Source organism: Sphingobacterium sp. SYP-B4668, assembly GCF_027627455.1.
Lineage (GTDB): Bacteria > Bacteroidota > Bacteroidia > Sphingobacteriales > Sphingobacteriaceae > Sphingobacterium.
On the sequence record NZ_CP115483.1, the window covers coordinates 2,125,410 to 2,152,350 of the forward strand.

A 26,941-nucleotide genomic window follows, 5' to 3' on the forward strand; every position below is an offset into this window, starting at 1 on the left:
GTTAAAAGTTTATTTTTTGAAAGTCCATTCTTAAGGTGTCTATAATAAGAAATTGATTGTCTAAAGAAGGGATTCCGACTATTAATTTCAAGGCCTCATGTGCCATCATTGTGCCAACTATACCAGGTAGGGTACCGATTACGCCATTATCGTTACAATTAGGCACATCCTCTGGGGGTGGGGGTAGGGGGAACAGGTCTCTCAGATGCTTCGAACCTTGATGGTTAAATACGGCTATCTGTCCTTGAAAATTGAGTACACTTCCAAATACGAAAGTCCGCTCTAATAACACGCATGTATCGTTAACCAAATATCGGGTAGCAAAGTTGTCACTCGCATCCAATACAATATCATAACCTTGTATGATAGATACAGCGTTAGCACCATCAAGCTTGATGTCATGGCCAATAAAAGTCACGGTTGAATGCTTGGTTTGGAGTGATTTTATAGCCAACTCTATTTTTTTCTGACAGATATCCTTTTCTCCGTACAAGATTTGTCGATGGAGATTATCTAGCTCTATCTTATCAAAGTCGACAATACCAATTGTGCCAACTCCGGCTGCAGCTAGATAGGGGAGGATGGCAGTTCCTAATCCGCCAGCCCCGACTACCAGTACTTTTGCATCTCTGATTTTCTCTTGTCCCACAATTCCAATTTCTGGAAGCATAATGTGTTTTTTGTATCGTAATATTTCTGTTCTAGGGAGCATTTTTTTAGTCTTTAGTGTGGCTTAGGTAAGTATATTTTTATTTATGCATGTTTTTTGACCTAAGGATCGTAGCTCGTATTGTGTGCTTAGTATCTTTGGCTTTAGCTATTTTTAATGGAATGCGCTATCCCAATCTTTCATGATGGGTTCGTAACCGTGAGCACTGATTAATTGTTGGATGTCTAGGATACTGCGTTCATCGGATATTTCAAATTGTTCTAGAGATTGTGGGTCTACGGTATATCCCCCTGGATTGGTTTTGGATTCTGCACTCATGGTGGTCACTCCTAAAGGGATGATATGGTTTCTGAAATGCTCACTTTCGCGAGTAGAAATCGAAATTTCCAAATATTCGTTCCATAGTCGATAAGCGCAGATTAACTGAACCAAATCTCTATCTTCCATATGGAAATTGGGTTTGATAACACCTTCTGCGGGGCGTAGACGAGGAAATGAAACTGAGTATTTGGTTTTCCAATATGTTTGTTGCAAATAGTCCAGATGAAGTGCATTCATGAAGCTGTCTACTCGCCAGTCCTCCAAGCCTAGGAGGACACCGAGTCCGACCTTATGGATTTCGGCTCGCCCGATTCGGTCGGGGGTATCGAGCCTGAAATCAAAATTCGATTTTTTGCCCTTGGGATGATAGATCTTGTATACCTCACGATGATAGGTCTCTTGATAAACCAATACTGATGATACTCCCGCTTGATAAAGCAGCTGATATTCAGGCTCACTCAAGGGTTGTACCTCTATAGATATGTTGGAAAAGTAAGGTTTTATAAGCGTAATTGCATGTAGAAAATAGAATACATTGACGGTATGGTTAGCCTCCCCTGTTACCAATAGGATATGGTCAAATCCTCTCGATTTCAGATATTTGGCTTCTTCAAGCAGTTCGCTGTCATTGAGTGTTTTTCGCCTGATTTTGTTGTCCATACTGAAACCACAGTAGGTGCAGATATTCTGACACTCGTTGCTTAGATATAAAGGCGCATAAAGTTGGATGGTCTTTCCAAATCTTTTTTTTGTGGCTTCGTGACTCTTTTGCGCCATCTCTTCCAAGAATGGCCTTGCTGCTGGGGATAGGAAATGGAGGAAGTCATCTAGATTTCGCTTAGTCTTGGAAAGTGACTTTCTTACATCTTGCTCGTGGATATTGTATATCTTTTCTTTCACGTCTTCCCATTTATACTGTTTCAGTATTTCAATGAATTGTCTATTCATGCTTGCTAAGTGTTTAGAAATGCTGTAAATGGACTAGATGCTTGAGCTTTGGTCCCTATGTTCGCTAATTTGGCATGGTAGGCCATCCTACCTGCCTGTACAGCCAAATTAAAGGCCCGTGCCATCCTGACAGGGTCGTCGGCTATTGCTATGGCTGTATTCACCAATACTGCATCTGCGCCTAATTCCATTGCTTGAGCGGCATCGGAGGGTGCACCTATACCCGCGTCAATAATGACGGGAACATTGCTCTGTTCTATTATTATTTCTAAAAAATCTAATGTTTTGAGTCCTTTATTGCTACCGATGGGAGCGCCAAGCGGCATTACGGCTTGTATTCCCACTTCTTCTAGTCGCTTGCACAGGACAGGGTCAGCATGTATGTACGGGAGGACAACAAATCCCTGTTTGACCAATTCTTCGGCAGCAAGGAGTGTCTCGATAGGGTCTGGTAAGAGATAATGAGGGTCTGGATGGATTTCCAATTTAATCCAATTGGTTTCTAATGCTTCTCGAGCTAGCTGAGCAGCGAGTATAGCTTCTCTTGCATTGCGTGCCCCCGAAGTGTTAGGAAGAAGATTGATGTGAGGTGCGGTTAGATGATTCAGTAAATGGTCGTGTTTTTCTTGCACATTTATACGTTTTAAAGCAAGAGTCACGAGTTCGCTCTCTGATGCTAACACGGCTTTTTCAAAATTGAGTCCTGTACCGAATTTACCGGATCCCATGAAAAGACGAGAGGTGAATTGACGGTCTGCAATTGTTAATTTATCCATTGTAATGTAGGTTGATTTGCTGAAGTATGGAATGAGGTGATGGATGCTTGGTGAGCAGGGACGACAGCGCTACGCCGTATACGCCAATGACACTTAGTGGCTGGAAATCTTCTGTGGAGATTCCACCAATAGCGTATATGGGTGGGATGGCTGACGGGACGTCTAGCGCATTAAGAATAGAGGCGTAGCCTTGATGGCCGAGTATAGGGCTTAATTTTTGCTTTGAGCTTGTGAAGTGACAAGGACCTAATCCGATGTAGTTGCAACCTTCCGCTGTCCGTTGCAATACCTGATCTTTTGTATTGCAAGTGCCACCTATTATCTTATCCGGACCTAGAAGTGTGCGGGCTTGCTGTATGCTTAAATCATCAAGCCCAAGATGTATGCCATCAGCATTGACCTTATATGCAACGGATATGTGATCATTGATGATATAGGTAAACTCGTACAACCTCTTCAGTTCGTACAGTTGTGTGGCTAACGCTAAAAAGTCAGCGGTTGGCTCTTTCTTCCATCGTAGTTGTACCCATTTAACACCTGCTTCGAGTACTTTCTTAATGTTCGTGTACTGTTCTTCGACTGTCTCACCTGAGGAGATATATTGTATTCTACTGTACTCTTTCATTGAAATTATTGGTTAATCGTTTGCATGTTCTAGTACGCTTTGTGCAAAACGTACCCTTTCCAGTGCTATGGAAGGTGCTTGAGTTTGCCAGATGTAGCCACATAAGGCCACATCGTCATACCCCATTGTAATAAGTTCTTGTATATTTTGGCTATGTATGCCACCTAATGCAATGAGCTTAGTATGGTCGTTAGTCCGCTCTTTGATATTATCCATCTTAAAATCCAAGGTTTGTTTATAGTCTTTTTTGGATATACTTGGAAAGACTGGGCTGATGAAGGCGTAGGAGAAACGCCTATGCAGTCTATTGAATGTATGAATGTCGTGTACGGAGGTCGAGATGGTCCATGTCGTATCCTCTGGTATATCGGTAATCCATTCTGTATGGCGCTCGGAAAGGTGTATACGATTCAATAGCACATGTTTCTTAACAAGTTGGGGGTGATTGTGTATAGCGATGAAAGGGTAGATGGAGCTATCCATATCGCGAAGAATACTTTCTATTTCACTCTCTTTATATACAGATGATCGCAAGTGGAGGATGAGCCTATCATTCCAAGATATGGCATGGATAAGCTCAAGCTCCTTGTTGCCGATAATGTCTGGTGTGATGATAATCATCAGATGTAGATTTGTTTGCCGTTTTCTATAAATTCCCGAGATTTTTCAAGGAGCCCCTGTTGGGTGGCTTCCCGTATTTCCTGGGTTATTTTCATCGAGCAGAATTTCGGTCCGCACATCGAGCAAAAGTGAGCGACTTTCGCTCCATCGGCAGGCAATGTCTCATCATGATATTCGCGAGCAGTGTCTGGGTCCAGGGATAGATTGAATTGATCTTCCCATCTAAACTCAAATCGAGCTTTACTGAGCACATTATCCCTATACTGCGCTCCTGGGTGTCCTTTTGCCAAGTCGGCCGCATGGGCCGCTAGTTTGTAGGTAATTACTCCATCCTTGACATCTTTTTTATTGGGTAGCCCTAAGTGCTCTTTTGGGGTGACGTAGCAGAGCATGGCACATCCAAACCAGCCAATCATCGCTGCGCCGATGGCGGAGGTAATGTGGTCGTATCCGGGCGCAATATCAGTGGTGAGGGGGCCTAATGTATAAAATGGTGCTTCTTGACATTCTTGTAGTTGCTTCTCCATATTTTCTTTAATTAGGTGCATCGGTACATGACCAGGACCTTCCACCATCACTTGGACATCATATTGCCAAGCGATTTTTGTCAATTCGCCTAATGTTTCAAGCTCGGAAAATTGGGCTGCATCGTTTGCGTCAGCAATGGATCCGGGACGTAGACCATCACCTAAGGAAAATGCGATATCATAGGCTTTCATGATTTGGCATATTTCTTCGAAGTGGGTATAGAGAAAATTCTCTTGATGATGATACAGACACCATTTCGCCATAATGGATCCGCCCCTAGAGACGATTCCTGTGACGCGGGACGCGGTAAGATGAATATAGCGAAGCAATACCCCAGCGTGGATAGTGAAGTATGAAACACCTTGTTCGGCTTGCTCGATTAACGTATCCCTAAAGATTTCCCAGGTCAGGTTTTCGGCTACTCCTTTCACTTTTTCTAAGGCTTGATAAATGGGTACCGTGCCGATAGGGACTGGTGAATTGCGGATAATCCATTCCCGGGTTTCATGAATGTTTTGACCAGTAGAGAGGTCCATAATGGTGTCTGCTCCCCAACGGCACGCCCACACGGCTTTTTCTACTTCTTCTTCGATGCTGGACGTGACGGCGCTGTTGCCAATGTTTGCATTGATTTTGACCAAGAAGTTGCGGCCAATAATCATGGGTTCACTTTCAGGGTGATTGATATTGTTAGGGATAATGGCTCTTCCGGCAGCTATTTCATCTCTGACGAATTCAGGCGTTATCTTGTCTTTGGGGGTATTGGCACCAAAGGAGTGTCCCTGATGTGCATGTTCCATGCCTTTAGTAGCTTGCTGAAGTTGTTCTATGCGCTGATTCTCTCGGATAGCAATGTACTCCATTTCCGCTGTGACAATTCCTTGTTTGGCATAATGCAACTGTGTGACGTTCTTACCTGAAATGGCTTTCTTCGGTTTATGCGCGTATTCAAATCGTAATGAGTCTAGATGGGGATCTTGTTGTCTTATCTTTCCGTAATCGGACGTAATATCTTCTAATATCTCTACATCTCCGCGGTCTAATATCCACTGCTCCCTAAGACGAGGGAGCCCTTTGCGAATGTCTACCTCGATGTCAGTATCGGTATAGGGACCGGAAGTGTCGTACACGGTGATTGGTGGGTTATGCTCGGTAGTCCCATTAGATAGCTTTGTATTGCTTAGCGTGATTTCACGCATCGCTACACGTATGGGGAATAATTGACCCTCTACATAAATTTTTTGAGAGTTGGGAAATGGAGTGGTGGAAAGCGATTGTGTTTCGGTAGTCATATCAGTTGGTTTTGTAGAAGATAGATTGGCTATCCTCCTTGTGCAGCAGTAAAAACTAAAATATTGTCTTGATGAAAGATAGCATGAGTGGACCAGCTATTTTTGGGGACAACCGTATTGTTGACAGATACGGCTATGCTTTTTTGCTTATCAGGTAGTTCCTGATCGAGCAATTGCTGTAAAGTAAGAGATGGGACGAGGGGCTTGGTGAGCCCGTTGAATGTAATTTGCATAAGCCTAAAGTTTTAATATATGTTAATATCTACACTTTAGGAATGCCTACGTTGTGCTGCTGCACAAGACATAAGTCTTCTACTTTTCCCTACGCTAGTATGAACTAGATCAGGTTCAAAGGGTAATTCTCAGCCCACCTGCGTGGACACCCCTAAAGTATGACAAACATAATGAATTTTATTGACTAACGCAATCAACGTTGTTTCTTGGCTTCATTCCAATAGACATCCATTTCCGCTAGAGACATATCTTGGAGTCGTTGATTGTTTTGCTGTGCTTTCTGCTCGATATATGTAAATCGATGAATAAACTTCTTATTTGTGCGTTCAAGCGCGTTTTCTGGGTTTATGCCGACATGCCGAGCATAGTTGATCAACGAAAAGAGCAAATCTCCAAATTCTGCCTCTGCTTTTTCGGTGTCGATCGCTTTGTGGTCTTCGATATTAAATTCTGTCTTGAACTCCGCTAGCTCTTCCTCAACTTTCTTCCAAACTTCTTTCTTATCTTCCCAATCAAAACCAACACCTCTGACTTTGTCTTGTATTCGATAAGCTTTTACTAACGCGGGGAGTCCTTTCGGCACACCAGAGAGTACAGATGTATTCCCTTCTTTAAGTTTTAGGGCTTCCCAGTTAGATTTGACCTGCTCTTCATTCTCTACACTCACATCTCCATAGATATGGGGGTGGCGGCTGATAAGCTTGTCGCAGACTGCATTGAGGACCTCCACCAAGGAAAATTTATTTTCTTCTTCGGCGATACGTGCATAGAAAACGAGATGCATCATGACATCTCCTAGTTCTTTCTTGATTTCAGGGTAATCGTGATCTAGAATAGCGTCCGTAAGCTCGTATAGCTCTTCAATAGTGAGATGTCTTAGGGATTCCATCGTCTGTTTTTTATCCCACGGACATTCTACACGTAGGGTATAGAGGACATCTAATAGGCGTTGAAATGCCAATGGAGCTGTATGTTGCGAAGCAGGGGGGGTATGAGCCATTTTTATTTTCTTTTATCTTGTAAAGATACAGGAAGTTTTTTTGAAGCACTATAAAATACAAACCTCTTGGGATGAAGAATTACGTTTATGTTTTATACATGATGTAAACATTGTATTCAATAGAGATTGATAGCGTTCGTAATTATACGCGCTTATTTACCAGCATGCTCACTCCACAACACGGTAATGTTGTCGTATCATTCATTCTATTCCATTCCCTACAATACGCTTGTAGGAGATGGTTCGAAAATGAGTAGATTTATACAAACAAAAGGGGGAGGGGGGAAGTTATTAGGGAAGAGCTTTTTTTGATTATTATCAATGTTTTCCAAGCTATTCTTTAAGATTTTTGCCTTTTATGTTTCCGAAACTAAATAAGTACATATGACTATTTCTAACTTACTTCAAAAAATAAAACCATTTGCGAAGCCCTATAAGAATTTGATATTCTATACCTTGCTATTGACTGTTGTCGGCTCTTTTGCTGCACAGGTCAATGCTTTTATCTTGAAATATACGGTGGATTCCATCAGCGACCTGTTGGTAGCGGATGAGCCCCTGTCTAAGGGGCTGTATCTATTGACGGTAATTTCAGTTATTTTACTGCTGAAGGAAATCATATATTCAGTGGTGCAGTTTGGGCAAAAGTTCTATGGTGAGAAGTTACGGATTTATATTGCTCGTGATTTTTCGCAATTGATCGTAACCAAGATTCTGAGTTATCGAATGGCTTTTTATACTTCCTCACAAAATGAATCTGGTAAGTTGCAAACCCGAATAGATGCGGGTATCAGTAGCCTTACCCGTTTGGTGCAAAATTTCTTTATAGATATTCTACCTTTATTTGCCAATGCACTCGTCGCGTTGGGCTGTATGTTTGCTGCAAATTTCTATGTCGGGTTGGTGGGATTACTCATTGTGCCTATTTATTTTTATGTTAGTCAGATACAAGCCAATAAGCTGGGTGGTTTTCGACGCAATATGAGGCGGTACAGGGAGAATAAAAGTAATCAGATTATCAACTTAATCGAATCCATTAACGTTATTAAATCCTTTGTTAGGGAAGATTTAGAAGCGAAGCGCCATGAAAAGATTCAATATGAGATGACAGAAAATCAGATGGCTACCCGCAAAACCAGTTTTTTGTTTGATAGTATCAAGAGTTTTATTGAGCAAATTGGTGTGGTTATCGTAATCATCTTGACGGCCTATTTTGTCCTTAATAATCAAATGTCATTAGGTGCCATCATGTTTCATATTATGTTGTTCAACAATGTTTCTGCTCCGATTCGACAATTGCACAGGATCTACGATGAGGTGAATGATGCCTTGATCTATTCTGAGAGTTTCTTTGAAATATTGGAGGCGGATAGTGAAATCGAGTCGAGCGGCAATTATAGGCCTTCTGAAGTGAGGGGAGTGATTGAGCTGAAGAATGTAGATTTTGAGTACCCTAATGGTACCAAGGCGTTGACCAATGCTAATATGCTGATTCAACCCAATCAGATTACTGCTTTAGTAGGATTAAGTGGTGCTGGTAAGAGTACGGTAATAAATCTGATGGACAAGTTCTATGCACCAACGAATGGACAAATTCTTTTGGACGGTGTGGATTTGCAGGAGTACGATACGGCTTTTTTGAGAGAGAATATCGGTTTGGTCCTGCAACGAAACCATATTTTTAAAGGGTCGGTAGCGGATAATATTCGCTATGGAAAACCAAATGCCAGTTTAGAAGAAGTCATCTATGCCGCCAAGCAGGCCTATATACACGACCAGGTAATTGACTTGCCGAATGGGTATGACGCGGAAGCCCACCTGATGTCTGGGGGTCAGCAACAGCGGGTCGCTATCGCACGGCTTTTTCTTAAAAATCCACCTATCATCTTTTTAGATGAACCTACCGCCAATTTGGATGCAATCGCTACCGAACAGATCAAGAATAGTTTGGATGCGATAAAGGTAGGGCGTACGGTCATTATTGTATCGCACAGTATATCCCAAATTATCGATGCATCTCATATTGTAGTAATGGAAAAAGGAAGAATAGTCGAAAATGGAAGTCATGAGGAACTGTACGAGCATAAAGGGGTATATCATAAAATATTTATGGCGATGGCCAATAGTTTAAACATCAATAAGATAACAAGTTCAATGCATGATTGATCAGGTATGATGATAGCGTTTCCAAAGTCGTCGTCCATACCGAATCATCAATATGCACATGGTTATTGCCAAGATAAAGCCTAGGATTGGAGCGAATAGAGCAAGGATGGAGAGTACAATAGCACCCGCGGTTTCAATGGTTGAGACAATGAAATTGCCAAAACCTCCAGTCGTGGCGGAAGATGTAGCGCGAGTCCCTGCAAATCCAGACCCTATGACAGCGGCGGTGCCTCCTCCAGCAATGATGGCGAGTGCCCATTGTGGGAGTGCGCTCATATCAGCAAATTGACTGGCAAAAAGCAATGAACCCGCTAAGGTGGCAAGTGGGATATTGATGGTGTCCAGTATATTATCGATAAAAGGAATGTAGTAGCCTAGGATTTCGACTATTGTAGCCACACCTGTAATGATCAATGTAGGCAAACTTGCTAGCCAGGACCATTCGGTGTTTAACGGCACCCAATCAAAAAATGAGGCCATACTCAATAGAAAAAATGGTAAAAACACCCTAAAACCAGTTGCAGCGGCAAGTCCTATCCCGATACATGTACTGATGATATATGGTGAAAATGATGAAATATCCATACTGTAAATAATTGGTTTATAGTAAACTTAGGTAAAAAGCTTTGTATTCACGAACGGATGTATAAACAAAATGTCCTGCAAAAGTGAATTTACAGGACGATTGGTCTTGTGGAGAAGAAGAAAGTTTAGCTCTCCAATTCCATGATTTCTTCCGCTAAGTCTTCCCAAGCGCGTTGCAATTGGTCAAGCTCAGCTTTTGCAGAGTTGTATCTACGGGTATGGTCTTGCAGCTTCTGCAGATCGGAATAGATTTCTTCTTTTGCAATCTGTTGCTCGAGGTGGTTGACTTCGATTTCTTTTTCAGATACCTTTACTTCCAATGCGGACAACTCTTTATTCTTTTTACTAATTATCTTAAATTTATCTTCCGTTGGAACTGATTTTTCTTTTTTCGGCTGTTCTACGACTGCTTTTTTCTCAGTTTTAGCATCTATGGGTTTAATAACCCGTTTAGAATTCCACTCTTCATACTCTTGGTAGGTGCCGGGGTATTCTTTGATTTTTTTATCCTCAATGAACCATATTTTGTTCGCGACATGATCTAAGAAATAACGATCATGCGATACCACAATCAGTGTACCTTCATATTGTTGAAGGGCTTGGATAAGGATATTGACGGATTGCATATCCAAGTGATTGGTCGGCTCATCCAATACCAAAAAATTAGCATCTGCAGTTAAAGCCTTAGCCAGGGCGACACGTGATTTTTCTCCTCCTGAAAGGACCTTTATTTTTTTGAAAGCATCATCCCCAGAAAATAGGAAGCAACCTAAAATAGAGCGAAGCTCCGTCTCGGTATTTTTGGGTGCAAAAGCTTGCATCTCTGCAATAATGGAATTTTCTAGATGGAGGGCCTCCAATTGATGCTGTGCGAAGAATGTCTGAGAGACGTTGTGCCCTTTGGTACTTGTTCCAGTATATTCTTTATCGGCATCGGCAACGATTCGGAGTAGAGTTGATTTCCCTTTACCGTTGGCCCCGATCAATGCAATTTTATCTCCTTTTTCGATAAGTCCATCTGTCTCCTTTAGAATTTCCAGATTAGGGTAGGACTTGCTGATTTTTTCAAGGGTGACGACATGTCTTCCAGATGGTTTGGAAAATTTGAATTGAAAATTTACGGTAGGATTCTCATCATCTACATCTTCAATCTTTTCCATTCGATCAAGGGCTTTGATACGAGACTGCGCCATTTTAGCTTTTGATGCTTTCGCACGGAATCTCTCAATCAAACGTTCCTCTTGCTTTATCTTTGCCTGTTGATTTTTGAATTGGCTAGATTGCATTTCACTACGAAGAGCTTTCTCCTCTATATAGTAACTATAGTTGCCAGCATATAGTGTCAACTTCCCTTTACGGGACTCTACTGTTTTTTTGATAATTCGATCCAGAAAATATCTATCGTGAGAGACAATGACGATTGCACCTTCAAATGCTTGTAAATAGTTCTCCAACCATTTGATGGAAGGTAAATCCATGTGGTTGGTCGGCTCATCTAGTAACAAGATATCGGGTGTCTGCAATAATATCCGGGCTAACATGACCCGCATGCGCCAACCACCTGAGAAGGTCGCGAGTGGTCTTTTTTGTTCCTCTTCGGAAAAACCTAGACCAGCCAAGATTTCATGTGCACGAAATTCAATGCTATAACCATCAAGGGCTTCAAATTCCATTTGCTTGTCACTTAGCTTATTGAGAATATCGTCAGAGTAATCTGTTTCTAATTTTTGAAGTAAATTTTCAATTTCTGTGTGCAGTTGGTTTTGCCTTTCAAAGGCTTCCATCGCTACGTGCAAGATGCTCTTATCCGAATGATAAGATAGTAAATCTTGGTTGAGATAACCAATCTTGAGGTCTTTAGCCATCGATATGGAGCCCGAAGTAGGGGTGTACTGTCCGACAATGAGCCTCAATAGCGTAGATTTGCCAGTGCCGTTGGCACCAATTAGGCCTACCTTGTCGCCAGGTTTAATATGCCAATTGGCTTCATCGTATAATGCTCTAGAGCCAATTTCAAATGTTAAGTTGTTTATCGATATCATTTCGGATACAAAAGTAGTGAAATTTCTGCTTCTTTCTCTACCTTTGCAAACATGTACAAGTTGATCAAACCTTTTTTCTTTTCCATGAATCCCGAGTCTGCCCATCATACCGTGACTGGTGGATTGCAGACCTTTACTAAAATATGGGGAGCTAAATCTTTACTGAAATCTATTTATTCCATAACGGATAAGCGATTGGAACGTGAGGTCTTAGGTTTAAAATTTAAGAATCCCGTAGGGCTAGCCGCTGGATTTGACAAAAACGGAGAGTATATCGATCAGATGGCTAACTTCGGATTTGGATTTATCGAGATAGGAACGGTAACCCCCAAACCTCAACCGGGGAACGAGAAACCGAGGATGTTCAGATTGGTACCTGATGAGGCCTTGATTAATCGTATGGGCTTTAATAATCAAGGTGCTGATGTGGCAGCTGGAAGATTGAGACACCTGAAGAGAAGAGAGGGAATCATTATCGGTGGAAATATTGGCAAAAATAAAGTGACACCTAATGAAGATGCTGTACTGGATTATCTTTACTGCTTCCGGGCGCTCTTTGATTATGTCGATTATTTTGTGGTCAATGTGAGTTCGCCCAATACGCCTGGTTTGCGGGATTTGCAGGAAAAAGAGCCTTTGAAAAATATATTACGACAATTGATGGATATCAACAATAAAAATGGAGTGTCTAGACCCATTTTGTTGAAAATTGCTCCAGATTTGACAGACAGCCAGCTAAATGATATCATCGAAATCGTTCAAGAAACTAAAATTGCTGGCGTTATAGCGACCAATACCACGATATCGAGAGAAGGACTACGTAGCAATCCTGTGTTGGTCAATGAAATGGGAGGAGTGAGTGGAAAGCCATTGACGAAGCGATCTACCGAGGTCATCCGTTACCTTTCTGAAAAGTCTAATCGTGCTTTTCCTATTATTGGGGTGGGGGGGATCCATACTGCCGAAGATGCCATAGAAAAGTTGGATGCGGGAGCTTGCCTAATTCAATTGTATACTGGATTTATCTACGAAGGTCCAGGTTTGGTCTCGGATATTTGTAAGGGGATATTGAAAAGTGGACGTTAACCGCCATTTGTGTAGGGGCATAAAAAAATCCGAATCTTCAAGATTCGGATTTTTTTATGTTTATTATGCTTTTTAGTTCAAAGCATCAATTTTAGATTGTACTTCTTTGCTTTTTTCTTCATCTTGAACAAAGTCATAGTAGCTTTTTAAGTATCGCAATGAATCTGCATTTTTAGGCTCCAACTCTACTAATTTCAATAGATAAGGTAGTGCTGGTTTCAACTTGTCTTTAGCAGCTGTTACAGCGGCATTGTAATCAGCGGTTTTCAAAGTGCGATCGTTGTTAGCTTTATTAATGTCTTCCCGTACTTGATTCATAATCGTAACCGCCGCATTTGTATTGGCCTCAAAATAGTTTGGATCCAATTCAATTGCTTTTTGATAAGCTGTCAACGCTTTGTCCATATCTTTGGTTGCACTACTGGCAATACCCAGATAATAGTATAAGGTCTTGTTGGTAGGGTCTTTCGCAATTTGATTTTCTATATCTGAAACTACTTTTTGCTCATTCCCTGCTATTAGGTTCAATTCAATATTTTGTACAGCCGCGCCATTGTCAGTCGGGTATTCGGTAGCTGCAATTGCCGCATATTCAAGTGCACTGGTGGTATCAGCCGCAGATAGGAATAATTTTGGAAGGTCTACTAATATACTTTTGTGGTTTGAAAACTCTTTTGCAGGAATCAAAGCCTTATATTTTTCAATTGCATTTTTGTAATCCTTGTTTTGGATAGCAGCTAGACCAGAGTAATAAGTCAATGTAGTATCACCTGGTAGATAGACCAATCCTTTGTCGAACGCTGTATATGCAGTAGGGTAATCTTGTTTTTCCCAAGCGGCTACCCCTTGGTTAAAATTATATTGACCCAATGTTTGTTCGGCCACCTTGATGTTTTCAGCATTTTTCTTATCCGTATCCAACTCTTTGGCTTTCTTAATGCCTTCCTCGGCTTTTGCCGCTTCTTCAGCTGAATTGTTTAGAGAAGCATAGTTAGCACTCACCAAAGCATAATATGTCCATGTCTCGGCTAAATCCTTTGTTTTTTCATGTACAATAGCTTCGTTAAGCGCATCAGATGCCGTCTTTAAATTTGTCTCGCCCAACTTTGGCTGGCCAGCGCCTTTAAATTCCTCAAACTTTGCAATTGCAGATTTAGCTTTTTTTAAGTTTCCCGTTTGCGCAAAAACAAGTGTTCCTGCGGATACCATCACGGATAAAACTATTGTTTTTCTAATGTTCATTGTTAATTATTTGTAAGTTGGTTCAATAATAAATTGACGCGGTCTAATTGCGCCATATCTTTAGAAGCAGTATAATACATTGCTAATGATTTAAGCGCATTAACATCATAAGGCTTCACTTCATTAGCTTTCAATAGGTAGTTCTGAGCATTGTATTGCGCCTCATTATCATCGTTATTGACCAAGAAACCATTCAGATAAATAAGGCCTATTGCCAAATTAGCTTCGTAGTTATTGCGATCGAATTTGATGACCTTCTCATAGTATTCTTTAGCCTTTTCAATATGGTTAAGCGATTCATTCGCGTATCCAGCTAGATAATTAAGGTCAATATTTTCGGGCTCGTAAGCAATTGCTTCGTCAATGATCGGAACAATCGCATCATAAGATTTGTTGTTCGAATAAATCTGAATCAATTGGAAGAGTATCTCCTTACTTTTAGGAAATTGCAACCTACCTTGGGATAGAACGTCCAAAGTTGCTTGTTTCTTATCTTGAGCCGTGTAAATTTGTGCTAATTTTAAATAATCATTAGGTGTTACCTTGTCTGACTCCACAATAGACTCGTATAATTCAGCCGCCTTATTATAATCTTTGCTCTCTAAAGCCAGTATGGCAAGATTTGCTGTCACAGCCGTATTGTTGGAATTTAACGCATCGACCTTCTCATAAAAGGAAAAGGCCTCTTTAAGCTTGTTTTCTTTAAGGGCTTTGTTGGCCTTGAAGATAAGCGCAGAGATTAGATTCTGCCTTACATAATTAACTTCAGAGCTGTACTCGTCAGAAGCTCCCTTTTTATCAATAACTTGAAGTGCTTTTTCCGAAAGTTCAATAGGGTCAGCGCTATACTTTTGCTGACGCAAAGAGTCTGTAACAGCGTAGGAACTATACACCAATGCCCGCAGCACATTGTTTTTGACTTGCGCAGAATCTTTTTTGGTGGCAAATGCCGCGTCAGCAAATTTACGGGCGTTCTCTAAATGTTTAAATTCTCCTGTTTTCGTGTATAAAGCAAAACTGTTGTTGCCCTCCTTGATATTGGATTGGGCAACAACAGTAAAGCTGAATGTAGTGAAAATTAATATAGCTATTAAAATTTTCATGGGTTGTTTTTTTTTATTCAGTGTCGTTGATAGTTGTGTCTTCATCTGTAGCTGCAGTATCCTCGTCTTCGACTGGTTCACCTTCGATGAATTCAATCTCCTCTTCCTCTTCTCTTTCTACTTTAGTAATAGATGCGATTTCGTCATTGTCCTTGAGGTTTATCAATCGTACTCCTTGCGTTGCTCTTCCCATCACACGTAGGTCCGCTACGCCAATACGGATAACGATGCCCGACTTGTTGATGATCATCAAATCCTCATTGTCTGTCACTCCTTTGATAGCTACCAATTCGCCGGTTTTGTCGGTCACATTGATGGTCTTAACACCTTTACCACCACGGTTGGTGACACGATAATCCTCAATGTCTGTCCGTTTTCCATACCCCTTTTCAGAGACTACTAATACGGTGACTTCTGGATTATTCACACTAATCATGCCAACTACCTCGTCATTTTCATGGCCTAAGGTAATTCCACGTACACCTGTGGCTGTTCTACCCATAGGGCGGACTGTAGATTCATTAAAACGAATAGCGCGACCCGAACGCAGTGCCATGACGATTTCACTGCTACCATCGGTCAATGACGCTTCGATAAGTTGATCGCCTTCATTAATGTTGATTGCATTGATACCATTGGCGCGAGGTCTAGAGTATGCCTCAAGAGACGTCTTTTTAATCGTACCCTTTTTGGTACACATGATGATAAAGTTGTTCTCGAGGTATTCTTGGTCTTTCAGGTTGATGACCTTAATGTATGCCTTGATCTTTTCATCTTTCGGAATGTTGATGATGTTCTGTAGAGCACGGCCTCTAGAGGTACGGCTTCCTTCAGGTATCTCAAAGGCCCTCAGCCAGAAACAGCGTCCAGCTTCAGTAAAAAATAACATATAATTGTGCGCCGAAGCGGTAATGATATGCTCCGTGAAATCTTCTTCGCGGGTGTTGGTGCCGATAGAACCTCTTCCCCCTCTGCCTTGTCTTTTATACTCAGATAGTGGGGTGCGTTTGACGTAGCTGTTGTGCGAAATGGTGATGACAATCTCTTCGTCATCGATGAAATCTTCCATTCGCATATCTTCGGCAGAGTGTACGACTATCGAACGGCGTTCATCACCATACTTCTCTTTGACTTCTGCAAGTTCATCTTTGATAATCTGCATACGAAGTGTTTCGTCGCCAAGGACGCTTTTTAAGTATTCGATCGTTTTCATCAACTCGTCGTACTCTTCTCTGATTTTGTCGCGTTCCAGTCCTGTCAAGCGACGTAAGGTCATATCGAGTATGGCGCGAGCTTGCAAGTCTGATAAACCAAATTTTTCCATTAGCCCCATACGCGCGTCTTCTGGCGTTTGTGAAGCACGAATCAATTTGATAACTTCATCTAAATGGTCTAAAGCTATTAAATAACCCTCTAAGATGTGAGCTCTCTTTTCTGCTTCAGCCAATTCGAATTTAGTACGACGAATCACTACTTCGTGACGATGCTCCACAAACTCGTGAATCATGTCCTTCAGATTCATCATGACCGGCCTTCCTTTTACGAGAGCAATGTTATTTACTGAAAAAGAGGTCTGTAAAGCTGTATGTTTATATAGATTGTTTAGGACAACATTGGCATTGGCATCACGCTTGATATCATAGACAACACGAAATCCTTCTCTGTCTGACTCATCGCGAATTTCGGAAATACCTTCAAGTTTTTTCTCGTTGACTAATTCTGCCGTACGTTTGATCATGTCGGCTTTGTTGACTTGATACGGGATTTCAGTGACGATAATGGTCTCTTTTCCGTTTTTGGTCGTTTCAATCTCGGCTTTTGCACGCATCACAATACGTCCACGCCCTGTCTCGAAAGCATCTTTAACGCCGTTGTATCCATAGATGATTCCACCAGTAGGAAAGTCAGGAGCTTTGATATGCTGCATCAACTCTGAAATCTCTATATCACGGTTGTCAATATAGGCAATGGTACCATCTACTACTTCCGATAGATTGTGGGGAGCCATATTGGTAGCCATACCAACCGCGATTCCAGAAGCACCATTCACTAGGAGGTTAGGGATGCGGGATGGTAATACTGTCGGTTCTTCCAATGAATCGTCAAAGTTGAGACGGAAATCAACCGTGTCTTTGGCGATGTCTGAAAGCATCTCTTCCGCAATTTTCTTTAATCTAGCTTCAGTATAACGCATTGCCGCAGGAGGGTCTCCATCAATAGATCCATAGTTACCCTGACCATCTACCAACGGGTAGCGCATACTCCAATCCTGTGCTAGACGTACCATCGCATCGTACACCGAAGAGTCACCATGTGGGTGATACTTTCCGAGAACGTCTCCGACAATACGTGCAGATTTTTTGTAAGGTTTGCTGCTAGTGACCCCTAGGTCAAGCATGCCGTAGAGCACACGTCTATGGACTGGTTTTAGACCATCGCGCGCATCTGGAAGAGCACGGGAAACAATCACTGACATCGAATAATCGATGTAAGCAGCTTTCATCTGGTCCTCAATATTAATAGGGATTATCCGGCCGTTAGCGGACAAATTGTTTTCGTTTTCTGTTTCTTCAGCCATATTAAGTTGGGTTCGATAAAACTAATGCATTACCGTAGTCACTCTTGTAAGTGACATACGCATGCGAAGATACGGAATAATACCCATTTTTGGAATCATTTGGGCTTTTAAATTTGTTAAAAACGGCCGTCGGAAATTACATCGATATCAGCCACTGCTAGATAAGTTCAAATCATTTTACTCAATCTATAAACCTATTTTTATTTTCTATTTTATTTATCATATTTATTTCATAATCAGTTGTTTGAATTTTGTAATATATATTATGAATTTATCTAAATTTAGATTGAACCAATCTTTAGCGTTTGCGCAATCTGTCGGTTGAGTTTGCAAGCGACGGGGTAGGTGATTAGGCAGGTGGATGGTAAAGTGTCTTGATCCATCTTTTTAACCTCTTGTAGAGAGGTTTGTAGGTAGCAGATTAGACTATTTTTTGATGTTTTCAATGTCGATTATTTCTGCTCGATATCCAACTATGGCATCCTTTAGAATTTTTATCCTCAAGGAGGCAAGGTTGTTTTTGTCTTTCCTTTCCATCAGCAGGAGGATATTACCATTGTCTAAATTCACTTCTCTGATTTGGTCGTTCTCCAGTACCTCAAAAAAAGGAAAATCAGATTCAAATAGGGAATTGTTGGTTTGTGTAATCAAGCCCTTGTATCCATCATCACTGTTTATGAAAAGAATAGGGTAATGAGATTGGGAGGAAGTGGTAGTGCTATTCTTTGTAGTATCCAGTTCATAATTTTTTAATCGGACGAACGAAAGCTTGGTATTACCAATTTGCATCTCTTTTGGGGCAAAGGAACTGGATGGAGAGTATATCTGCTTACCGTCGACTATAGCATCTCCTAATGACGTTTTTATCCGTAGGTAGACCTGCGTACTCTCCGTTCCACTTGTTTGTATTGCTTCGCCATTTATCGATAGTTCGGATATGCCCGTAATCTGAACTATTTTACCTTCATTTATAAGTGTGTCAATGGCCATTAAGCTATCATTCAATAAAACAATCGAATCTCCGATGGCAATACCTTCCGTTTCCAAGCTTTGGAAGTCTAATGGGAGTGTGGCTAAGGTATGTTGTACACGTTCAGGCTGTGTATTGACAGTGTAGCTTTTTCCTTTGTTTTGACAGGAATATAGGTGTGTTGTCACTAGTGCAACGGTAATTAGGATGAGATTTCTACGGGATAAATTCATAATGTTTGCAACTTCTATGCTTTTTGAGAATAATGATTGCAAAAAATGTACCTCTTTTCGATAGGGTAGACTTATTTGTTCAATAATTTGCGTTGTGGAGATTTCTTAATCAACTTTTGGTCAGTTGTTTAATTAAATTTTAAGGATTCCTTTACTTTGAGTAAACAAGAGAACGTTTTCTTTGTTATGCAGATATAGGTTTATACTTAATAATGGATGGCCATGATTTTTAAACGTGTAAATTATCAGATCCTTCGTGATCTCAAAGCTAAGGGGTTCACTTTGTTGGTGTCCGATCACCGTGCTGACGACCAAACGCCAATTTATATTCCAGTTAAAGTGGAAAATGCGAAACGATATCTAGAGGTTGAGGCTACACCCCAGCGGACAGAAGAGTCTACAAGAAGCAAGTTGTTATTGATCATTGATGAATTGTTGGTCAAATTTGATGAAAAGCAAGTGTTTGGCGTTATTCGCTTTGACTGATGATCGTGGTCGTATTTGATTCATTACGTAATCGAAGACGAAATCCTTAATTGCCTAAACAAGTAATCCTAACAACTTAATAACTGGCATATAAAATATTCCGTTTGAAAGAGTATAGGGCGGGAAGCCTTTTAGTTCGTTGTGTTATTCTGTCCTTGAACTCGGCAACAAATTGTTCTCTTACTTCTCCATTTAAACGTTCCATATAAGGGATCAAGGTTGACCCTGAAATAAATTCAAATAAATCATTGGGGTGATTTGCAATAATCGGATATACTTTTTGCATCACCTCTTGTTTTTTACTGCCATTCTCAAATAATATCTGCGCATATTCATCAATACTTAGTACTGGGGATTCACGTTTCCAATGTCCCAGTGCAGACGCATAGGGCTCTTGCTGTACCAATTCGAGAATCATCAGATTAAGGATGTTGTCATTTTGTGCAGGAATCTGTATGGCCAGTTGACCTCCTGGTTTCAATTTAGATACAATCCTAGGGATGAGAGTGGAATGGTCATCTATCCACTGAAGTGCAGCATTTGAAAAAATAAGATCCCACTGCTCTTCTTGCGCCAGTTGTTCTTGGATACTGCGTTTGGCAAAAGAAACATTCTCCTTAACGAAGGGGATGGACTTGGCGAGCATTTCTGCGGACGAATCCACTCCAACGATATTCGCATTGGGCAAGTGCTCGGAAAGCTGGTGGGTCAGCTCCCCGGTGCCGCAGCCCAAATCGACCACCTTCATATCACGTCTTTTCTCAATCCAATTTAACAAATCGAAAAAAGGTGCAAATCGCTCTCTTTTAAACAGCGTATATTGGTCTGGGTTCCATTGCATTGCTTTTGTCATTTATCTGGTCAATTTATTTTCTTAAATTCTAGGTCGTGGAAATCATAGCTGAAGTCTGTCAATGGAGATATTGCTTTCATTGTGAACCCACTAACCTTATCTTGATATACCTTAAAGTTAACAAAAGCATCTGCTTGAAAATAACGATTGTCCCATTTTATGACAAACGTATCATCTTTATAGAAAAAGAGCTGCCCTGTTAACTGTGGCGATCGCTTGGATTGGAATCTCAGTTTCCCGTTACTGCGAAAGATCTTCACCTCTCCCAGCCAATTATCAACAAATTTTCCTTCCCATATGTTTGCTAAAAGTCTATTTTTTTTGCTTTGATTGCTTATCGTTTGCCAGACATCACTTGTGATTTTGTCAGCTTCTGTAGTTGACGATTCGTTTTCGGATTGGTATTTGGCAACCCAGTCTTGCGGAGGTATCCCGAGGTAAAAATCCTTTATCGTGTTGGATATGGCCATGAAAGCCGCGCCCTCCTGTTGATTGGTTAGTACAATGATACCTAATTGAAGCTGTGGAATCATCACAATCTGTGTCACCATACCCTCTAAACCTCCGGTATGCGATACCTCCAATTTACCCGCGACATCGGTGAGTCTGAATCCCAATCCATACGCCCTAAAGAGGGAGTTATATGGTGGGGTGGTATAGACGGGCATCAAAGTTTGTGGTTTTTTCAATTCATCCATCTGTTGTTTGGATACAATTTGACGACCGGCTATGGTCCCATTTTCCAAGTGTAGGGACACCCATTTGATGAGGTCATCTACATTGGAATAGATACCACCTGCGGCGTCCACCGTAGTGCCGTCATATTTGTGTACCACGTGTAGTTGGCCATCAATAGGTACATGCGGATCGATTATATTTTCAGAGCTCTTCAGTAAGTGCCAATTTGGTGCGGAACGCTCCATCTGGAGTGGGGTCAAAATATGTTCAGAGATGAATTGCGCCCAAGTTTGCCCAGATGCACGTTCAATGACTACACCTGCAACAATGTATAACAGGTTGTCATAATCATATTTTGCCCTGAAGCCGGAGACAGGTTTGAGGTACTGGATGTTATGAATAATGTCTTTAGGAGTGAAATCATTACTATCAGGCCAAATCATCAAATCTCCTGCACCCAATCCTAGTCCGCTGCGATGTGTAAGCAAATCACGGATTGTAAAGTGTGAGCTCACGTAGGGGTCGTACAGTTTGAACTCTGGGATATACTGTTGTACTCGATCATCCCATTGCAGCTTCTTTTGGTCAATGAGGATGGCGAGGGCAGTTGCCGTGAATGCTTTTGAATTGGAAGCAATTCCAAAATTTGTCTGTGTATTGACAGGTTGCTTGGTATGGATGCTGGTCACACCATATCCTTTTTTTAGGACTACCTTTCCGTCTTTTACAATGCCTAATGCAACACCAGGTACGTTGAAGGTTTTTAATGTTTTTGCAACTAGTGCATCTATTGTGTGCTCTTCGATGTCTTGGGCAGTACTTCGTTGAATTAAGGTGAGGAGTAGTACGAATGTCAACAATGGATATAGTCTGGTCATGCTGAATGGCGATTAGCGGTTAAGAACTGATTGAGTGCTGCTACGCTCTCGATGGTGTATGTCGCTCCGGCTACCTCCAACTCTTGGCGATTTCCAAACCCGTACAATACACCCATCGTGTCCATCCCTGTATTTTGCCCACCAATGACATCGTATTTACGGTCGCCAATCATCAGCGTATGTGTCGTGTCATGGATGTTGTTTTCGGCCAATACGTGTTGGATGACATGTGTTTTGGTCGGTCTGGAATCGTCAAGTGCGCTGCCTCCCACAAAGTCAAAATAACCGCGAATACTAAAATAGTCAAGTATCTGTTCGGCAAATACAGTCGGTTTTGAAGTCGCCAAATATAACCGGTATCCATTTTTCTTGGCAGTGGCTAGTAAGTCTTTGATACCATCATAAAGTATATTTTCATATAGTCCTTTCTCCGCGAAGCGTTCCCTATACTTCAATACCCCTATATCAGCCTGGTCTTCAGTGAAATGATATTTTTCCAATAGTGTTTGTTTGATAGGAGGGCCTATAAGCGGTTCCAAGCTATGTAAATCATCGACTTGGATTCCAAAATGTGCTAAAGAATAAGCTATTGATTTGGTGATACCTTCCGCAGGGTCAGATAAGGTACCATCTAGGTCGAACAATAAATTTCGATAGTGCTTCATATATCCAATATAATGAATTGAAGAGAATAATAAAAATTCCGAATAAGAATGGGGCAGCTTTTGAAATCTAATGTTGAAGAAAGTAGAAAAATTGTTAGTTTAGCAAAAGTTAGGATAAGATATGGAAAATAACAACAAACGAGGCGGATGGCCTATTACTTTTATTGTTAAGAGCACATTATGGGTAGGGCTTATCGTTTCCTTTCCGGTGATGGAAGATGCATATAAGAAGAGTACATATCTTTCGCAAATGGGCTATGCATTGAACACTTTCCTAACGGCTAGCATTTTATTGTCGGTCGGACGTTTCATATTGATTGCCCTGTATAATCGCCGCAGTGCGCAGCACAGTGTGCGCGGGAATTTTGTATTGGGGATCAATAGGGTTACGGTTGTCTTGAATGCAGTCTTTGGCATTATCTCCCTTATGATAGCCTTTGGTATTAATCCTAAGGATTTTGTGACGAGCATGACCATTGTTGCTATGGCCATAGCGGTTACATTCCGAGAATATATTACCAATATGATCAGTGGATTGATTTTAATGTTTTCCGATCAATTTTCAGTAGGAGATCGCATCAAGGTGGGCGAGTACAACGGTAAGATTGTCGATATTACCCTCGCCAATATTGTAGTCAAAAATGATGATGATGATATCGTGTTGATTCCTAATAATGCGGCTTTCACCGAAAAAGTCGTGAATAAATCTGTACATCAGTCCAACAAGTTGACGGTTAGGTTTGAGCTGCCATTGCAGTCTGCCGTATTTTTGGAGCAATTGGAGGCCGACCTCAAAAAACTTCTTAAAAACCACCCTGAGGTCAGCTGGAACAATGAGGTGATGCTAAAAGTAATTGATATAGGCAAAGACTACGTCAAGTACAAAATAGAATTCATTGCCATCAATAGCACGAATAAGCTTCACCGTCAATTGGAAAATGAGGTATTGGTAGAAGTCTTAAAATATCAACGGAATCGGGTTTAAATCTTTCGAATCTTAATCTTGCCAACAAAGTGGTGATCTCCTTTTTCTAAGATTAAGTCTGCGCGATAGCGAGTAGGGAGGATGTTTTCAATCAAATTGGGCCGATTGATTTCGTTCCAGATATCTGTGGCCATCTGCTTACTTTCGTCCTTATCCATTCCCGCAAACTTGTGGAAGTATGATTTGGGGTCTTGGAAAGCTGTGGCTCTAAGTGATTCGAAGCGGTCTATATACCAGGCCATGATATCCTTCTCTTTGGCATCCACATAGATGGAATAATCGAAAAAATCAGATACGAATACTCCAGTACGTTGCGAATTGACCTGAAGTACATTGATGCCTTCAACTATCAAGATATCTGGTGCATCAATGACAATCTTTTCACCCAAGACATCGTATACCAAATGCGAATACAATGGGGCTTCTATATTGGCCTTTCCAGATTTTACATCTGCTAGAAACGTTAATAAACCTTTTGCATCATAGCTTTCAGGGAATCCTTTTCTATTCATGATACCCCGTTCTAAAAGGGTGTCGTTGGGATAGAGAAAGCCATCTGTAGTCACCAAATCCACCTTTGGTTTATCAGGAAGTAGGGATAGTACTTTCTGAAGGACACGAGCGGTAGTGCTTTTGCCTACCGCCACTGATCCAGCTATACCAATGATAAATGGTAGTTTCTTATTGTTGGTCAAGAAAAAACTATTTGTACTTTGATGCAGAGTCTTAGCGTGTTGTATATGGATATGCAAAAGATGCGCCAATGGAAAGTAGATGTCTTCTATCTCTTCCATGGTAAGCGGTTCGTTCAGCGCACGTAAGTATTGGATATCACTATCCGAGATATTATGCGAAAAATGACCGTTTAATTGCTTCCATTCTTCTCTTGAAAGCAATTGAAATGGGCTATTGAAAGTTGCTAATTCTGTCATTAATCCGTATTGATACTCTTAAGATGCAAACCTAAATAAATTCTTTTGCAAAATAATACCATAGATATAGAAAATGAATTATTCATAGTAACATGTGTTCAAAGATAGTCATGGATACCTGAGGTTTTTGTAACTATCTTCCACTCCGAAGTATGCTATTGCAGTGTTAAGAGAAGTATTCTAAGCATATTAATGCAAAATAGTTAAAGGAGATTGCTATCGATAATGATGGGATTGGATAATATTTTGTGGATAGGGCACTTGTCAATAATTGTCAAAAGACGTTTCTTCTGTTCATCATCCAAATCGCCATCGAAGGATACGTGGCATTTGACATAGGTCGCTTGTTGTTGTTCGCTTTTTTGCACTTCAGATGATAGGTGTACAGTCACTTTTTCAAGAGACCACTTTTTTTGATCAGCATACATTCTGGCTGTCATTACTTTGCAGGCTCCTAGCGACGATAGCAATAACTGTGTGGGGGTAAGCCCCTCATCCTGTCCCCCAAGTTCCTTAGGTTCATCTGCAATGACCGTATGATTTTGGGTTGTGATGGTAGTCGTGTACTTGATTTGTTCGATTACTACGGTGACTTCATTGTTCATATCCGATTGTTGGGCTTAAATAAAAATGGAAAATACTGTTAGTTGTCGTCTTCAAGAAGTCCTTCTATGATAAGGCTTCCAGTCGCTGGATTGGTGGCCAATGGTACATTGTATAGGTCGCAGATCCGCATCAACATTTGTATGTCGGGTTCGTGTGGATGTTTGCCAAGGGGATCTCTGAAAAAGATAATGCCATTGACAAGACCCTCCGCTGCCATAGCAGCAATCTGTGCATCCCCGCCTTTGGGTCCACTCAATTTGAGCTCCACAGGAAGGCCAGTTTGTTGGATATACGATCCAGTAGTCCCTGTTGCCACCAAATGGGCTCGTCTCAAGGACTCAATGTGGTCCTTGACAAATCCGACCATTTCTGCCTTTTTTCCATCGTGGGCAATTAATGCAATTGTTTTTTTCATTAGCGTATTGTTATTCATCTACTACTCCAAAATTAACCAAAGAAAATATAGGCCAAAATGATTGCCGCAACCAATCCGACAAGGTCAGCGATTAAACCGCAAGTCAGTGCGTGTCTTGTGTTTTTGATTCCTACCGAACCAAAGTATACCGCTAGCACATAAAATGTCGTCTCCGAAGATCCTTGAATCACGCTTGCCAACCTTCCTTGGAACGAGTCGGCCCCATAGGTCGTCATGACATCCACCATTAGTCCTCTCGCGCCACCACCACTAAGGGTTTTCATCAAGCCTACAGGAAGGGCCGGTACAAAACGCGTGTCAAATCCCATTGCTGCAAATGCAGAACCTATCCCATTCACAATATAGTCCATGCAGCCCGTGGTGCGAAATGCAGAGATGGCCACTAAGATGGCGATAAGGAAAGGGATAATCATGACAGAAGTCTTAAACCCCTCTTTCGCCCCTTCAATAAAAGCATCATAAACATTGATTTTTTTTATGGCTGCATATCCGATAAAGAGAATAATGATAGAGAATATAAGCAACCCGCCGATTAATCCCGTGATTTTTTCAATTTGCTCTGGAGGTAACCCATTTAGTCCGAAATACAATGCGGCCATCAATCCGACAAAAATCCCCAAGAATATTAAAATGGGAAGTTTGAAGAGATTGATTTTTTGAAAAATTGCGACAGCAATCATACCTGCGATGAATGAAATAAAAGTACCGATTAGTGAAGGAATGAAGATATCTGCGGGGTTGGCAGCGCCATTTGAAAGGCGTAAAGCCATGACAGAGGTAGGAATGAGCGCTATTCCAGCAGTATTGAGGACCAAGAACATAATCTGTGCATTCGTTGCCGTATCTTTATCAGGATTGAGCTCCTGAAGTTCCTTCATGGCTTTCAGCCCTACGGGAGTCGCTGCATTGTCTAATCCCAACATATTTGCTGAAAAATTCATGATGATAGAGCCATTTGCAGGGTGGTTTTTAGGTACTCCAGGAAATAATTTGCTGAAAAATGGATTTACGCCTTTGGCAAATACACGAATCATTCCTGCTTGTTCACCTACTTTCATGATGCCCAACCAAAATGTCATCATACCAATCAATCCTAAGGAAATCTCTGCACCTGTCTTTGCGCTGTCAAACATACCATTGATTACTTGTGAGAATATTTCAGTATCACCTAAGAAGATTAGTTTGCAGAGTGCAACGATAAAAGCGATTACGAAGAAAGCAATCCAGACGTAGTTTAGGGCCATGTTGTATGTTTGTTATCGTAAACTTAGATAAAATGCCTCGCATTCACGAATACCTAATAAAAAAAAGGATCATTATTTGCCGAAGTATGCAATAATTGTTGTCATATGTGCAAAAACAAGTGTAATAAAAAACGGGCTTTTACACATCTATATCGATT

25 protein-coding genes and 1 riboswitch are annotated in these 26,941 nt (G+C 41.1%); of the genes, 4 read left to right on the plus strand and 21 right to left on the minus strand.

What is annotated here, in order from left to right; genetic code table 11:
* Window position 1 precedes the first annotated feature (1 nt).
* The 8 genes from OQ289_RS08975 to mazG form a co-directional block, all read right to left on the minus strand.
* Entirely contained in the window at window positions 2–712 is a 711-nt protein-coding gene (locus OQ289_RS08975) for a HesA/MoeB/ThiF family protein (RefSeq protein WP_270090383.1), read from the minus strand.
* 111 nt (window positions 713–823) lie between these two features.
* The gene (gene thiH / locus OQ289_RS08980) at window positions 824–1,939 is read right to left on the minus strand and encodes a 2-iminoacetate synthase ThiH (protein WP_270090384.1); all 1,116 of its coding nucleotides are present in this window, start codon (window positions 1,937–1,939) and stop codon (window positions 824–826) included.
* Window positions 1,940–1,944: 5 nt separating this feature from the next.
* Window positions 1,945–2,715 carry a thiazole synthase gene (locus tag OQ289_RS08985; RefSeq protein ID WP_270090385.1) on the minus strand — a complete coding sequence of 257 codons (771 nt, stop codon included), beginning with the start codon at window positions 2,713–2,715 and terminating at the stop codon, window positions 1,945–1,947.
* Window positions 2,708–3,340, minus strand: a complete 633-nt coding sequence (gene thiE / locus OQ289_RS08990; RefSeq protein ID WP_270090386.1) for a thiamine phosphate synthase — start codon at window positions 3,338–3,340, stop codon at window positions 2,708–2,710. The genes OQ289_RS08985 and thiE overlap by 8 nt, the downstream gene beginning before the upstream one ends.
* A 12-nt stretch (window positions 3,341–3,352) precedes the next feature.
* A complete protein-coding gene (locus tag OQ289_RS08995; RefSeq protein ID WP_270090387.1) occupies window positions 3,353–3,961 on the minus strand; it encodes a thiamine phosphate synthase in 609 nt (202 codons plus the stop codon).
* Window positions 3,961–5,781, minus strand: a complete 1,821-nt coding sequence (gene thiC / locus OQ289_RS09000) for a phosphomethylpyrimidine synthase ThiC (RefSeq protein ID WP_270090388.1) — start codon at window positions 5,779–5,781, stop codon at window positions 3,961–3,963. The genes OQ289_RS08995 and thiC overlap by 1 nt, the downstream gene beginning before the upstream one ends.
* A 29-nt stretch (window positions 5,782–5,810) precedes the next feature.
* Window positions 5,811–6,014 carry a sulfur carrier protein ThiS gene (gene thiS / locus OQ289_RS09005; protein ID WP_270090389.1) on the minus strand — a complete coding sequence of 68 codons (204 nt, stop codon included), beginning with the start codon at window positions 6,012–6,014 and terminating at the stop codon, window positions 5,811–5,813.
* A 69-nt stretch (window positions 6,015–6,083) separates the two neighbouring features.
* A riboswitch (TPP riboswitch) is annotated at window positions 6,084–6,178 on the minus strand.
* 30 nt (window positions 6,179–6,208) lie between these two features.
* Window positions 6,209–7,015: a nucleoside triphosphate pyrophosphohydrolase gene (mazG, locus tag OQ289_RS09010; RefSeq protein WP_270090390.1), complete on the minus strand. Its 807-nt coding sequence runs from the start codon at window positions 7,013–7,015 to the stop codon at window positions 6,209–6,211.
* A 384-nt stretch (window positions 7,016–7,399) separates the two neighbouring features.
* Here mazG and OQ289_RS09015 point away from each other — a divergent pair, with 384 nt between their 5' ends.
* Window positions 7,400–9,181, plus strand: coding sequence for an ABC transporter ATP-binding protein (locus tag OQ289_RS09015; protein ID WP_270090391.1), 1,782 nt, complete (start codon window positions 7,400–7,402; stop codon window positions 9,179–9,181).
* Here the strand turns inward: OQ289_RS09015 and OQ289_RS09020 are convergent, their stop codons facing one another.
* Window positions 9,182–9,766, minus strand: a complete 585-nt coding sequence (locus OQ289_RS09020) for a DUF4126 domain-containing protein (RefSeq protein WP_270090392.1) — start codon at window positions 9,764–9,766, stop codon at window positions 9,182–9,184. It abuts the gene before it with no gap.
* Window positions 9,767–9,891: 125 nt separating this feature from the next.
* Window positions 9,892–11,808: an ABC-F family ATP-binding cassette domain-containing protein gene (locus OQ289_RS09025; protein WP_270090393.1), complete on the minus strand. Its 1,917-nt coding sequence runs from the start codon at window positions 11,806–11,808 to the stop codon at window positions 9,892–9,894.
* Between the two features lie 51 nt (window positions 11,809–11,859).
* On the opposite strand from OQ289_RS09025, the gene OQ289_RS09030 reads away from it, so the two are divergent.
* A complete protein-coding gene (locus OQ289_RS09030) occupies window positions 11,860–12,894 on the plus strand; it encodes a quinone-dependent dihydroorotate dehydrogenase (RefSeq protein ID WP_270090394.1) in 1,035 nt (344 codons plus the stop codon).
* Between the two features lie 72 nt (window positions 12,895–12,966).
* On the opposite strand, the gene OQ289_RS09035 is transcribed toward OQ289_RS09030, so the two are convergent.
* The 4 genes from OQ289_RS09035 to OQ289_RS09050 form a co-directional block, all read right to left on the minus strand.
* Window positions 12,967–14,136, minus strand: coding sequence for a tetratricopeptide repeat protein (locus tag OQ289_RS09035; protein WP_270090395.1), 1,170 nt, complete (start codon window positions 14,134–14,136; stop codon window positions 12,967–12,969).
* 2 nt (window positions 14,137–14,138) lie between these two features.
* Complete coding sequence (locus OQ289_RS09040) at window positions 14,139–15,239, minus strand: tetratricopeptide repeat protein (protein ID WP_270090396.1); 1,101 nt, start codon at window positions 15,237–15,239, stop codon at window positions 14,139–14,141.
* Window positions 15,240–15,252: 13 nt separating this feature from the next.
* Window positions 15,253–17,817, minus strand: a complete 2,565-nt coding sequence (gene gyrA, locus OQ289_RS09045; protein WP_270090397.1) for a DNA gyrase subunit A — start codon at window positions 17,815–17,817, stop codon at window positions 15,253–15,255.
* Window positions 17,818–18,243: 426 nt separating this feature from the next.
* On the minus strand, window positions 18,244–19,020 hold the full coding sequence (locus OQ289_RS09050) for a hypothetical protein (protein WP_270090398.1): 777 nt from the start codon (window positions 19,018–19,020) through the stop codon (window positions 18,244–18,246).
* Between the two features lie 222 nt (window positions 19,021–19,242).
* Between OQ289_RS09050 and OQ289_RS09055 the strand changes: the two genes are divergently transcribed.
* The gene (locus OQ289_RS09055) at window positions 19,243–19,506 is read left to right on the plus strand and encodes a hypothetical protein (protein ID WP_270090399.1); all 264 of its coding nucleotides are present in this window, start codon (window positions 19,243–19,245) and stop codon (window positions 19,504–19,506) included.
* Window positions 19,507–19,582: 76 nt separating this feature from the next.
* Here the strand turns inward: OQ289_RS09055 and OQ289_RS09060 are convergent, their stop codons facing one another.
* The 3 genes from OQ289_RS09060 to OQ289_RS09070 are packed head-to-tail and all read right to left on the minus strand — an operon-like array spanning window position 19,583 to window position 22,580.
* Complete coding sequence (locus OQ289_RS09060) at window positions 19,583–20,359, minus strand: methyltransferase domain-containing protein (protein WP_270090400.1); 777 nt, start codon at window positions 20,357–20,359, stop codon at window positions 19,583–19,585.
* Between the two features lie 8 nt (window positions 20,360–20,367).
* The gene (locus OQ289_RS09065; RefSeq protein ID WP_270090401.1) at window positions 20,368–21,915 is read right to left on the minus strand and encodes a serine hydrolase; all 1,548 of its coding nucleotides are present in this window, start codon (window positions 21,913–21,915) and stop codon (window positions 20,368–20,370) included.
* Window positions 21,912–22,580, minus strand: a complete 669-nt coding sequence (locus OQ289_RS09070) for an HAD-IA family hydrolase (protein WP_270090402.1) — start codon at window positions 22,578–22,580, stop codon at window positions 21,912–21,914. The genes OQ289_RS09065 and OQ289_RS09070 overlap by 4 nt, the downstream gene beginning before the upstream one ends.
* Before the next feature lie 121 nt (window positions 22,581–22,701).
* Between OQ289_RS09070 and OQ289_RS09075 the strand changes: the two genes are divergently transcribed.
* Entirely contained in the window at window positions 22,702–23,565 is an 864-nt protein-coding gene (locus OQ289_RS09075; RefSeq protein ID WP_270090403.1) for a mechanosensitive ion channel family protein, read from the plus strand.
* On the opposite strand, the gene coaA is transcribed toward OQ289_RS09075, so the two are convergent.
* The 4 genes from coaA to OQ289_RS09095 form a co-directional block, all read right to left on the minus strand.
* Entirely contained in the window at window positions 23,562–24,497 is a 936-nt protein-coding gene (gene coaA, locus OQ289_RS09080; protein ID WP_270090404.1) for a type I pantothenate kinase, read from the minus strand. The genes OQ289_RS09075 and coaA overlap by 4 nt on opposite strands.
* A gap of 203 nt (window positions 24,498–24,700) precedes the next feature.
* A complete protein-coding gene (locus OQ289_RS09085; RefSeq protein ID WP_270090405.1) occupies window positions 24,701–25,102 on the minus strand; it encodes an OsmC family protein in 402 nt (133 codons plus the stop codon).
* Window positions 25,103–25,140: 38 nt separating this feature from the next.
* The gene (locus OQ289_RS09090) at window positions 25,141–25,518 is read right to left on the minus strand and encodes a methylglyoxal synthase (protein ID WP_270090406.1); all 378 of its coding nucleotides are present in this window, start codon (window positions 25,516–25,518) and stop codon (window positions 25,141–25,143) included.
* 32 nt (window positions 25,519–25,550) lie between these two features.
* Window positions 25,551–26,783: a nucleoside recognition domain-containing protein gene (locus tag OQ289_RS09095; protein WP_270090408.1), complete on the minus strand. Its 1,233-nt coding sequence runs from the start codon at window positions 26,781–26,783 to the stop codon at window positions 25,551–25,553.
* Between the last annotated feature and the right edge of the window lie 158 nt (window positions 26,784–26,941).